This window comes from Fibrobacter sp. UWT2 (assembly GCF_900142545.1).
In the GTDB taxonomy this organism is placed as follows: Bacteria; Fibrobacterota; Fibrobacteria; order Fibrobacterales; family Fibrobacteraceae; genus Fibrobacter.
Window position 1 is genome coordinate 237202 of sequence record NZ_FRBF01000005.1, and the last position, 12559, is coordinate 249760.

Below are 12559 nucleotides of genomic sequence, written 5' to 3' on the forward strand. Positions count from 1 at the left end.
TTTTCGGCATTTGGGAATCAGTCTTTGCTAAATTGAGCAAAGACTCTTAACCCCCAATATGGAGAAAATTCAAATGAAACTTACTACTCGCGCTATTGCCGAAGCTATCGGCACCTTCTGGCTTGTGTTTGGCGGCTGCGGTGCAGCCGTGCTCGCTTGCGGCGTTCCCACCACCGGTATCGGTTACGTGGGCGTATCGCTGGCCTTCGGCCTTACGGTGCTCACCATGGCCTACGCCATCGGTCACATTTCGGGCTGCCACTTGAACCCGGCTGTCACGCTCGGCCAGGTTGCCGGCGGCCGCTTCCCCGCTAAGGAAGCTCCGGCCTACATCGTGGCCCAGGTCATTGGCGGTATCATCGCAGCAGCGCTCCTTTACGTGATTGCATGCCCCGACCTTACCAACGCAGGCATCGGCGCATTCGCAACCAACGGCTGGTCCGATTCCCTCAAGGACGGCCTGAACGCCTTTGGCGGCAAGACCTCCGGTATGCTTTCTGCATTCCTCATCGAAACCGTGCTCACGGCCATCTTCCTGTTCGTGATCATGGGCGCTACCGACGGCCGCGCTCCGGCAGGCTTCGCTCCGATCGCTATCGGCCTCTGCCTCACGCTCATCCACCTCATCTCTATCCCGGTGACCAACACCTCCGTGAACCCGGCCCGCTCTACCGCTATGGCTGTGTTCGTTGGTGGTGCTGCCATCAAGCAGCTCTGGCTCTTCTGGGTAGCCCCGATTCTCGGTGGCGTGATCGGCGGTATCGCTTACAAGTGCATCGCCGAATGCAAGTGCTGCAAGAAGTAATCGAAATTTTCATACTCACTTTGAATGTCCGGACACCCGTCCGGGCATTTATTTTTACACAAGAAATTGCGAAATTTTTTCAAAAATCCAATTTTCGGAACATTTTACCCCACAAAAAATTTAAACGTTTGTGATTTACATCAAACAACAACAAAAAACTGTAAACAATGCATTAACAAAGCCCTTTTTGAAATAAAACTTGTTACTTTAAGCTACGGTGTTGAGGAAAGTGGCCTATGGCCAGGGGCTTGTTATGAATAAAAAAGTTGCAATTTTACCTTTCGCCGTCGCTGGAGCATTGCTTATCGGTTGTTCCGACAAGGCTGAAGAATCTAATCCTGTCACCAACCCCATTCTTGGGCAACAGGATCCTGCCACAACTCCTTACATTGACCCTGTAACAGGCGACTACGTCAATCCTGAAACTGGCGAAGTTATTCCGACTGTCGATTACGTCAATCCCGAAACCGGCGAAACAGTTCCCGGCATTCAAGTGACCGACCCCGAAACAGGCGAAACGGTAACCGTTCCTGTCGTCATCCCGGATCCAGTTTCTAGCGCCTCTCAGCAGGGCAACGAACAACCTGGCGTATCGAGCGCATCGACGGATCCTGCCACGAATCCGACCGATCCTCAAAACCCGAACCAAAGCCCGGTCAATCCGACTTCTTCTGCAGAAGTCCTCTATCTGTCTTCTAGTAGCCTCAAGGAATATGATGACAACCACAAGGCAAAGGCCACGTTCCTGCCCAAGGCCGGTTTCTACTCGAATTTGACTATTGAACCGCCTACCCCGCAAAAGGGCGGCCAGATCAAGTGTACTTTTGACGGTTCCTTCCCCACTCAGAATTCCGAATCTATCACGCAGGCAACGCCGATTACGCAGAACACCGTCATCCGCTGCTCTGAATTCGTGAACGGCCAGCCGGCCGATACTACCACGCAGACCTACTTCATTGGCGAAAACGTCTCGATGCCTGTGGTGGCCTTGACCGTGAATCACTACGACATGTTCGACTCCAGTGCAGGCCTTTACGCAACCGGCGACTTGACCAATAGCGGCGGCATGGGCATGTGGGGCGGCGTCGGCGGTGATGACACCAACAACCCCAAATGTGCAGAACCTTGCAAACAGGCAAACTTCTGGCGCGACGACGAACTTCCCGTTCACGTGGAATACTTCGAAAACGGAAGTTCCACCAACGAAAAGACCTGGGAAATCGACGCCGGCATTTCGATTATCGGTAACTACAGCCGTTACAAACCCAAGAAGAGCGTTGCCATCAAGATGGACAACGACGACTATGGCGACAAGGTTTTAAAATATTCTTTCTTCAAGACTCGCCCCGAAGCAAAGAAGATGAAGAGTTTCAACCTGCGCAACAACGGTAACCGTTTCTGGACCGACTACTTTGGCGACCCCATGCTGGTGAGTCTGATGGAAGGCACCGATGTGGATTACCAGCGTAGCCTCCAGGTAGTCGTATTCTACAACGGCGAATACTTCGGCATTCATGACTTGCGCGAACGCTTGAACAGAAGCTATGTCGAAACCAATTACGGCATCGATTCCAAGAGCATCAACGTCGTCAAGAACTGCGCCAATGGCGACCAGGGTTGCGTCAACGGATGGGCACCCAGCGGCACCAACGGAGCATCCAGCACCGAATTCGGCCAGTTGGCAAATTCCATTACCGGCGGCAATTTCGCTGGCGAAAACAACCAGTCTTACGCCGAAATTAAGACAAAGCTGAACGTCAACAGTTTTGCACAATATATGATCGCCGAAATGTACATCCATAACGGCGACTGGCCCAACAACAACATTCGCGCCTGGGGCAGCCCGCAAAACGGATACCCCTTCAAGTTCATGATTTTCGACGTGGACCATGGTTACGGTTTTACCCCGGGCATTATGGGCTTCGATACGGAAAGCCAGAACATGTTCCAGTGGGTGCTGGGTAGCGCCACAGACAACAGCCAAGGCGGTCAGCAACCTGGTGGACAACAGCCCGGTGGCATGGGCGGTATAGGCGGCATCGGCGGCGGCTGGGGTGGCGGCTTCGGCATGGGCGGCGCAAATACCACCATCGGCAACATGCTGAAAAAGCTCCTCGCAAACCCCGAATTCAAGCACTTGTTCATCAACCAGGGTTGCATTCTCTTGAACGACTACCTGACTTACGAAAAAGTCCAGAAGGCCGTACAGACAATGGCCGCCATGATTCCGAGCTCCGAACAGTCTCGTGATGAACAGCGCTGGCCCCGTACCCAGGCAAAGTACAACTGGTCTCCTTCTGGCGCAGACATTCTGAGATTCGCCCAGAACCGCACCGAAACCTTCAGGCAGGAACTTGCAACCTACTTCGGTCTCCAGGGCGAAACTACCGTCAGCATCTCTGCTAGCGGCAGCGGCACCATCCTGGTCGACGGCATGAAGCTCCCCAGTTCCAATTATCAGGGCAAATTCTTTACTGGCGTAGACATGGTCCTTACCGCAATTCCCGAAACTGGACGCGTGTTCAGCGGATGGGCTGACGGCAACACCGAGAACCCGAGAAAGGTGCAAATCGCCAACGGCGCCACCTACTCCGCCATCTTCAAGTAAGCAAGCCTGTAAACTCCCATACCAAAAAGTGGAAACGATTCGTTTCCACTTTTTTTTTAATCTTTTCGAGAATCAAGTTCGGCGATTAATAGTCCTTGACGCAACGGACGCTGAACGAATCATAGCTAGAAGAAGTCGTCTGCAAGCCGAAACTTCCCATCCAGTCGTATTCGTAGTAGGAATAATATTGAGTTTCAGTACGCGTCGTATCGAGAATAAACTTGCGTTCAGGAACTTCCGGCAACGAATCGGCAACCGTAGAATCCGAAACAACCGCCGTATCGGCCACCAGGGAATCAGCCGTAGAATCCTCAGGCACAACAACAACGGGCTCTTCCACGGGATCATCGATGTAAACCGTATCGATTTTCAAACGAACATACACGGAATCGCCTCGCACCCAAAAAGCTGCCTCATTAAACGCACTTCTCTCACGAGCACTTCCGTAAGTTGTTGTCAGCATCGTGAAGCCCGTCGAATTCGTAGCGGTCACCCAAGAAGGATCCCACATTTCGTCATTGCCAAAGAAATCACCATTATTTTCAGAAGCCGCTCTCAAGTCAAGCCATTCCTCTTTAGAAGGCAGATGCCATCCGTCCGGACATACGGAATCTTTTACAGAAGCTCTATATGAAAGTCCAATGTCAAAATACGAAAGAGTATCTTGATGAGAACTGGCATTGCATTTGAGGTAAGAATCGCAAAAGGCATCACCAACAGTATAGCGCATGTTTTCGGCCATCCAGAAATAGCTACCGATTTTCAGATACCCGTAGACATTGCCGTCTCGCGGATCCGTAAAATAGCTGTATTCAAGAGAATCGTTAAAATAATTCTTGGCACCTCTCTGAATGTACTGCCATACAGAATCGGCTAAACGCATTGCCTCTATATTCTTTTCTCGAACTGCCATAAAGGATTTTAGAGCAGAAACAGAGTCCAAAACGGCACCCTGAACACAGCGGACATTCAATTTGCTTGTTTTTCCCGAGAAATCCGCAACAAAGTAGGAAGTGTTATAAACGTCTACCGTATAAGAAACGGCATCGTAAGAATTGGACCTGTAAGAATATCCATATTCCGAATTGATGCGGACTCCATCAGCAGGATTACTCGTCCAATAGGTTTCAGCTTTTCCCCAGCCACTTTCATCGGCTATGGAGCATGCCGCCCCCGCTTCACACACCGACAGCAAGACTTCCTTAAGGACATCGAATTCGGCCATGGCGGGCAAGTGCCAACCCGGCGGGCAAATTCCATCGTTATAGGAGGTGTCGCTGTAGTATTCAAAATTCATGGCGGCATCATAAGAGTATTTCTGAACCGAAGATTCCTTGGCAGCAGGCGTTGCTTCCGAATCAAGAATCGAAGCAATAGGCATAATATCTCCAGACCAGCTGTTATAATCACTAGACGGAGCTTTTGTCAGTTCCGGAATTCCTATCGTATCGTAAAAAGCCAAGTTCTCGGCCATCCACACTTGATTGCCGATTTTAACCGTCTTGTACGTCTTTCCATCGCGCGAGTCAACCATTGAACCCGTCTTGAAGAATTCTCCCTTGCCACCACCGGAATGTCCCGATGAAGGGTCATAGCCTTCGTAATCGTCGGCATCGCTACCGCTGCCGCCACAAGCGGACAAAAGGGCTGCGACAAACACCATGGAAAAAGATAAAGCAAGAATGCTTTTTTTCATAATCCTAACCTCTTAATTTTCTAGTTGAGACAAATATAGATTTTCGTTTTCCGTATTGGCGAAGCATTTTCCTTTTACTATATTTGAGCATGTAATTTTTTAACCCGGCCCGAACATCGGGCAAACTCAAAAGGAAGATACAATGGCTGACAATCTGTCCGTCCTCGGCAAGGCTCGCAAGGCCTACCAGCCGAAACTCCCCGCCGCTCTCCGCGACGGCGCTCTCAAGGTCTCTCTCAACAAGGGTAAGGCTACCGAATCCGTGCGCGACCAGGCCAAGATCAAGGCTCTGTTCCCGAACACCTACGGTGCACCGTACATTTCCATGAAGAAGGCTACCAAGGCTGCTGCCGGTAAGGCCCTCAACGTGGGTGTTGTTCTCTCCGGTGGCCAGGCTCCTGGTGGACACAACGTGATTGCAGGTATCTTCGACGGTATCAAGAGCATCAGCAAGAATTCCAAGCTCCTCGGCTTCCTCGGCGGTCCGTCTGGCCTCGAAAACGGCAAGTTCATCGTGATCAACGAAAAGATCATGGACTCCTACCGCAACACTGGTGGTTTCGACATCATCCAGTCCGGCCGTACCAAGCTCGAAACTGAAGAACAGTTCAAGAAGTGCATGGCTGTTGCCAAGGCTCAGAAGCTCGACGCTATCGTGATTATCGGTGGTGACGACTCCAACACCAACGCTGCTGTTCTCGGTGAATACTTCCAGGCCAACGGCGCAAGCTGCGTGGTTTGCGGCTGCCCGAAGACCATCGACGGCGACCTCAAGAACGAATACATCGAAACCTCCTTCGGTTTCGACACCGCTGTCAAGACCTATTCCGAACTCATCGGCAACATCATGCGCGATGCCAACTCCGCTCAGAAGTACTGGCACTTCATCAAGCTCATGGGCCGTAGCGCTTCTCACATCGCTCTCGAAGCCGCTCTCCAGACCCACCCGAACATCTGCTTGATCTCTGAAGAAGTCAAGGCCAAGAAGATGAAGCTCAAGCAGGTCATCAAGTACGTTGCAGACATCGTTGCTGCCCGTGCTGCTGACGGCAAGAACTTCGGCGTCTGCCTGATTCCGGAAGGTCTCCTCGAATTCATCCCGGATGTCGGCGTGCTCATTTCCGAACTCTCTGAAGCCCTCGCCCACCACGAAAAGGAAGTCGAAGGCCTCGACACCGCCGCTAAGGTTGAAAAGCTCTGCAACTGGATTTCTAAGGCATCTGCCGAAGTCCTCAAGAGCCTCCCCTCCACCACTCAGGGCCAGCTGATGCTTGACCGCGACAGCCACGGCAACGTGCAGGTTTCCCTCATCGAAACCGAAAAGCTCGTCATCGAAATGGTGAAGAAGGAACTCAAGAGCCGCAAGAACTTCAAGGGCAAGTTCTCTGCTCTCAACCACTTCTTCGGTTACGAAGGCCGTTGCGCCGCTCCGTCCAACTTCGACGCCGACTACTGCTACAGCCTCGGTTACACCGCTTCTGTGCTCGCCTTCAACAAGATGAACGGCTACATGAGCTCTGTGCGTGACCTGACCAAGGGTATCGAAAAGTGGACTGCCGGTGGCATTCCTATCACCATGATGATGAACATCGAACGCCGTCACGGTGCCGACAAGCCGGTGATCCAGAAGGCTCTCGTTGAACTCGACGGTGCTCCGTTCAAGTTCTTCGCCAAGAACCGCGAAGTTTGGGCCAAGACTGAATCCTACACCTATCCGGGTCCAATCCAGTACTGGGGTCCGAGCGAAGTTTGCGACGTGACCAACTTCACGATCAAGCTGGAACGCGGCGCCCTCAAGGTGAAGTAAGACTCGTTTCTCGGAGGCGTCTGCTTCGTTGCCGCGCCCCTCACGTATTATTATACGCTACGGGGCACGGACGCCTTGCATCCACACTCCGATAAACATCGTCTTGATTTTTAATCTCTGCATTTTTTTGCAGAGATTATTTTTTTCGAGCGCCTTGTATCTGCTCCCTAAAAATTCAAATTCTTGATCTTCATTCCTGCAACATCTGTTGCAGGATTTTTATTTTTTTTAAAGAAACAAGGAGCTGCATTATGGCGTGTGCTGATTGCAAATTTCGGGCCAAGTACGACAAGAATCCCAAATCGCTTATCGGGCGCTTCTGGCGGTTCCACATCAACTTCTGCCCCGGCTGGCGTTCGTATCTCAAGAGCCTTTCCGAAGAAGAGCGCATCGCCCTCAAGGAAAAGTACAACTTGAAGTAAAAGAAAAATGGCGGGCAATAGCCCGCCACTTTCTAATTGTCTACTAAAGATCCTTCGACTTCACTTCGTTCCTACCCAAAGAGCATAACTCAACTAGAGAACTAAAGTTCTAAGTTTCGTATAGCTCAGGATGACACTTTCGTGTCACTTCTGCCCTTCGCTAGTGCTGAGCAGATAGGCGTTAATGAACGGTTTGATTTTACCGTCGAGCACGCCTGCGGTGTCAGAGGTTTCGACGCCGGTGCGCAGGTCCTTGACCAGCTGGTAAGGCTGCAGCACGTAGCTACGGATCTGGCTACCCCATTCGACCTTTTTCTTTTCGGCCATACGGGCATCACGCTTGGCTTCTTCTTCCAAGCGATAATGTTCGGCGACCATGGTCTTGAGCATCTTGTAGCAGGTTTCACGGTTCTGAATCTGGCTGCGTTCGGTCTGGCAGCTCGCCATAATGCCCGTGGGCAAGTGCGTCATACGCACGGCGGAGTCCGTCTTGTTGATGTACTGACCACCGGCACCGCTACTGCGGTAAGTATCCACGCGCACGTCAGCCATATCCAAATCGAATTCGATGTCTTCGTGTTCGGGGTACAGGTACACGGCGGTAAAGCTCGTGTGACGGCGGGCGTTTGCATCGAACGGGCTGATGCGCACCAGACGGTGCACGCCGATTTCGGAACGGAGCAGGCCGTAAGCGTTTTCGCAAGTGACTTCGATGGTCGCACTCTTGAGGCCAGCATCTTCCGCTTCCTGGAAGTCGACCACCTTGAAGTCCATGTTTTCGCGTTCAAAGAAATGCGTGTACATGCGGAAGAGCATGAGCGCCCAGTCCTGCGACTCGGTGCCGCCTGCGCCCGGATGAATCGACAGCAAGCAACTGCAAGCGTCATCGGGGCCGTTCAGCATTTTCTTGAATTCCATCGCCTCAATCTTCGACTTGAGTTCTGCGATATCGGAATCGATCGATGCCGTCAAGTCGGCGGATTCTTCCGCCTTGCTCATTTCATAAAGTTCGGCCAAGTCATCGCAGCTCTGCGAGACTTCTTTCCACGAGTCCAGCAGGGCGCGCAGATTGCCGATTTTTTTCATCATGGACTGCGCCTTTTCCTGGTCATTCCACAGGTTCGGGTCGGCGGAGTCCTTTTCCAAAACGTAGAGTTCTTCGGTCTTGGCTTCTAAGTCAAAGATACCCCCAGAGCTTATCGATGCGCGTACGCAAGTCGATCAGCCCGGTGTGCGTCGTCTGAAAAGCCATTACTTTGCTGCTCCGATAGCCTGCGGCGGAGTGTACTTGGCATCGAGGTACTGCACCTTGTAGACCTTTCCGAGGCCGTCGAGGTAAGCCTTGAGCTGAGCCTGACGGTCCTGTTCGGCCTGCACACGCAGAATGTAGTCGATCTGGTGCTTGTAGCTTTCGTACTTGCCATCGTTCTTTTCGGTCAGCATAAAGATAGAGATTCCGTCCTTATCGGTGTAAGGTTCGGTGATTTCGCCGACCTTGACCTTGTTCACGGCCTTCACAAAAGCATCGCCCTTGGACTTAGCCACAAACTTGGGCATCACGCCGCCAGTCTTCTTGGCGGTCTGGTCGTCGCTGTACATGGCAGCAAGCTGTGCAAACGTAGCCTTCTTGCTGCGCACCTGGGCGGCAAGGCCCTGCAACATCACCTTGGCGTCTTCGATTTCCTGCTTGGACTTGCCCTTAGTGTAAATCACGATACGGGCACCGCTAATGGAATCGTTCACCTGAACCTTCGTCTTGTTCAGTTCCCAGAAAGCTTCCTTCTGCTTTTCAGTCGGATCCTTCGGGTACGGCACCTTCTTTTCGAGGATAGCTTCGCTCTTCAGCTGGTCTTCGATCTTTTCCTTGAACTGGGCCATGGTGGTGTTAGACTTCTTGAGTTCCTTCTGGAAGGCGTCATCGCTCGGGAACTGAGACTTGAAAAGCTTGGTCAAGCTATCGACCTTACCCTGGGAAACCTTGATACCCATCTTCTTGGCTTCGAGCTTGATGAGTTCCTGGCCAACCAGGTTGTCAATCACGGCATAACGGAGCTGGGTCATGGTCTTGTCGTCGATTTTCTTGCCGCGGAGCTGCTGTTCGCCGAGCATTTTGGCGAGGCTATCGATTTTACCTGCAGAAATACCGACTTTTTCCACACGGATTACATCCATGCTTTTGGAATTCAACAACTGAGCAGAAGCGATACCGGCGGCCAGAGCGACCGTCAAGATACCGCGAGAAACAAATTTAAAAGAACGCATTTTTATTCCTTTTTAAAATTTTCCGGTGTAAATATAGAAAAAGTGTGCGAGGTGAGCCCAGCATGGGCAAACTTGTTTGCCCATATTGCCGAACCGAAGCCACGGACGCCATAGGCGTCAAAAGGCGAGAGCCGCGACAAAAACATTATGTTTTTGGCATGGCCGAGCCATACTATATGCACTCCGAAGGAGTGCCATATAGCAAAAATGACAATTTCAAGCCCAAATATTTAAAAGGCGCTCTCTAAAAAGGAGCGCGTTTCTTTTTGTTCTTCATAAATTCTATTTTTCAAAAAACTTATTGCGGTAAACAAGGAGGAGCCGTGAATTTATTTTCTAGAATCAGCACTTTTTTGTGCGCACTTTGTGTTTTTTGTACAGCAGCAGAACAGAGACGCGCCGAAATTTACATTGACGAAGATCTTTACAAAGATGCAGACATACTTGCAGCAGCGCAGAAATACGCCGGCGCCGTCGAAAAGGAATTCAACTTCAAGATAGATATCAAGTCGTTCCCGGCCGCATTAGTCCTTGACTCTACAACTCTCAGTACAAGCCCCAAATTTAAACAGAAAAGCACCGCTGCCGAACTGAAGGCCGCCATCAAGGAATCCTGGGAAGACAAATCCAAAGCTCCATTAGCGGGAGTCATCCTTATAGGCAATCTGCCTTTTGCACGAATGGAATACTTTGCCAGAGAATCCGACGGCAGGGCGGCATTCCCCGGCGATGGAAAAATCACCGGCTACCAGGTCTGGGCGGTTGACTTCTACTATATGGACATGGACGGCAAGTGGACAGACGAACTCGTCGGAACCGGCTGCGTATCCGACGGAGCATGCAGCGGCGAAGTGGAATACGGCGAAAACGGGATTTTCGATTCACACCACAACCATTTTAACGGGGAACTTGCCGGCGAAGATTTCGAAATTTGGGTATCACGCGTAAACGCTTACGGCGAAGCCCGCGACTTGTACAATAACAAATGGATTGAACAACTCCGCAATTACAACGAATACCTCGCCACGGTCAAGGAACTCACCGTACGCTGGCTCAACAAGGCCTACGACATGCACGTAAGCTCAACCCCACGTTCGGACAAAGCTCTGTTTACCTATTCCGACCCATCCCCTATTTACAGGGCAGACTACGCCGTCGTAAGCCATATCAACGACCTCTCGAAAATGTATAACGAAGTCGATGTCGTCCATGCGATGGACAGAGAAAAATCGCTCCTGTATATGGTAAAGGATTACGATTGGCTGACCCATCTGGGCCATGGCAACGAAAAGTCCTTTGCCGATGGCGTTTCGGTAAACGACTTTGAGCCCTCCATCGAAAGTGTCCCCTACCTGCTTGACTTGTTCTCTTGCAACATCGGTCGCTACTCCACACCCGAAGGCCTCTCCTACGACCGCACGGTAGGCATGGCATTCTTGTTTAGGTCCCTGAAAGGCGGTGTTTCGATGATTGCCTCAACAAAGATGGGCGGCGGATACCAAGCGGTCGATACACTCGACAAGCATATGAGAACAAATTTCCTTGGCGATGCATACGTCAAGTGGGCCAACTACAGATCTTTGGTATTCGAAAGTTACAAGAATGCAAAGGACATTTACACCTGGTACTACGGGACCACGCTTTTCGGCGACCCGTTTGCAACAATTAAAACCAATAGAGACAACGTAAAACAAGACAGCATGCCCAACAACATCGCGCTGCACGCATTGCACGATTTCAACATCAGCGGCATATGCATCGACGAAGCGCAGGGTGCCGATGGATTCTGCAACGTCATCTGCGGTTCCACAGAAGCGAACTATTGCGCAGGCATCCATGGCTCCGCCCGAATCGGTTCCGTCTACGCCAAAGGCGGCCTTGTTCTGAATGCCGAAATTAAAGCCCAAAAAGCACTCATCTACCGCGATTACGAAGATGCAGAACTTTTCATCAGTGCAGAAGCGGATTACAATTACGTCGCCTACGTCAATCCCAAGCGCTGGAACAAAACATTCGACGCATTCGACACCCTGCAGACTTTCCCGGAAAACAAATGCATCGAGAACGTGACCGTCGATAAGGAATTCACTCTCGTCGACGGGAAATGCATCAACAAGCTCACCGTTCGCTCCACCGGAACGCTCGTCATTCCAGAAGGCGATTTCTACGCGTATTCCGTGACCATGGAACCGGGTTCCAAGTACAAGTTCGAAAAACCGGGATACACTTCCCTGCTGCACGTAAGGAAAGGTTTTGCATGGAACGCCTCCCCGGCTAAAGACTCCACCGACTACGAGAAAGCGGCAAGCGGATTCAAGTTAATTGTCTATGACAACGCAAACCCCGTTGATATCGACAGTCTGTTCTACGGATCTGTCAATGCGCCCAAAACCATGCTAAACGTCTATGGCAAGGCATACGGATCGTTCACCGGATACGGCTTGGCCGTTCACGAAAACGCCGTCGTCTATTACATACCGTTCGCTCCGCTATCTTCGCCCGAACACACGACGTTTGCAAGCCCAATAACAACTGTAGCACATGCAACAAAGGTTGTCGTGTTCAACCGCAACACAATCTCGTTCGAAGCATCAAAGGCAGGACTGTACGAGATTGATGTCATGGACGTTCTCGGACAAACCGTCGCATCGTTCTGCGTAAACGCAAACGCCGGCTACAATTCCGTCAGCCATGATTTCACGAAACTCAAAAGCAACCGCTATATCGTGAGCCTCAAACGCGGAAAAACCGTCGAAAGCGCCAAGATGGTGAGACTGCGGTAGTTTGCAGGCTCTGTCAAGCCTATGGATTGCGCCAAATGCAAACGTAAACTGACTAGCATTGGAAAAAGTGACCCGCCGGCGAAGCCGGCGGTTCTTCATATACGGGCGTAGCCCTACAATACTAGCGGCGTGCAAGGGCACGCACATCAATCTGCCACCTGCAAGGGTCCTTACTA

At 51.2% G+C, this 12559-nt stretch carries 8 protein-coding genes; 5 read left to right on the forward strand and 3 right to left on the reverse strand.

What is annotated here, in order from left to right; genetic code table 11:
• Positions 1 to 73: 73 nt before the first annotated feature.
• Complete coding sequence (gene aqpZ, locus BUA40_RS05525) at positions 74 to 805, forward strand: aquaporin Z (RefSeq protein WP_072799272.1); 732 nt, start codon at positions 74 to 76, stop codon at positions 803 to 805.
• A 253-nt stretch (positions 806 to 1058) separates the two neighbouring features.
• Positions 1059 to 3413, forward strand: a complete 2355-nt coding sequence (locus BUA40_RS05530; RefSeq protein WP_072799275.1) for a CotH kinase family protein — start codon at positions 1059 to 1061, stop codon at positions 3411 to 3413.
• A gap of 85 nt (positions 3414 to 3498) precedes the next feature.
• On the opposite strand, the gene BUA40_RS05535 is transcribed toward BUA40_RS05530, so the two are convergent.
• Positions 3499 to 5109, reverse strand: a complete 1611-nt coding sequence (locus BUA40_RS05535) for an FISUMP domain-containing protein (RefSeq protein WP_072799277.1) — start codon at positions 5107 to 5109, stop codon at positions 3499 to 3501.
• A 142-nt stretch (positions 5110 to 5251) separates the two neighbouring features.
• Between BUA40_RS05535 and BUA40_RS05540 the strand changes: the two genes are divergently transcribed.
• Together BUA40_RS05540 and BUA40_RS14530 are read left to right on the forward strand one after the other, a co-directional pair.
• On the forward strand, positions 5252 to 6916 hold the full coding sequence (locus tag BUA40_RS05540) for a diphosphate--fructose-6-phosphate 1-phosphotransferase (RefSeq protein WP_072799280.1): 1665 nt from the start codon (positions 5252 to 5254) through the stop codon (positions 6914 to 6916).
• 251 nt (positions 6917 to 7167) lie between these two features.
• The gene (locus tag BUA40_RS14530) at positions 7168 to 7338 is read left to right on the forward strand and encodes a hypothetical protein (protein ID WP_178299556.1); all 171 of its coding nucleotides are present in this window, start codon (positions 7168 to 7170) and stop codon (positions 7336 to 7338) included.
• Between the two features lie 144 nt (positions 7339 to 7482).
• Here BUA40_RS14530 and prfB read toward each other — a convergent pair.
• A protein-coding gene (gene prfB, locus BUA40_RS05545) for a peptide chain release factor 2 (protein ID WP_143149696.1) occupies positions 7483 to 8590 on the reverse strand; the annotation gives its coding sequence in 2 pieces (ribosomal slippage) (positions 7483 to 8517 and positions 8519 to 8590; 1107 coding nt in all).
• Positions 8590 to 9600, reverse strand: coding sequence for a peptidylprolyl isomerase (locus BUA40_RS05550; protein WP_072799285.1), 1011 nt, complete (start codon positions 9598 to 9600; stop codon positions 8590 to 8592). Before BUA40_RS05550 ends, prfB begins: the two co-directional genes overlap by 1 nt.
• Positions 9601 to 9923: 323 nt before the next feature.
• On the opposite strand from BUA40_RS05550, the gene BUA40_RS05560 reads away from it, so the two are divergent.
• Positions 9924 to 12383, forward strand: coding sequence for a C25 family cysteine peptidase (locus BUA40_RS05560; protein WP_178299558.1), 2460 nt, complete (start codon positions 9924 to 9926; stop codon positions 12381 to 12383).
• The last annotated feature ends 176 nt before the right edge of the window (positions 12384 to 12559 follow it).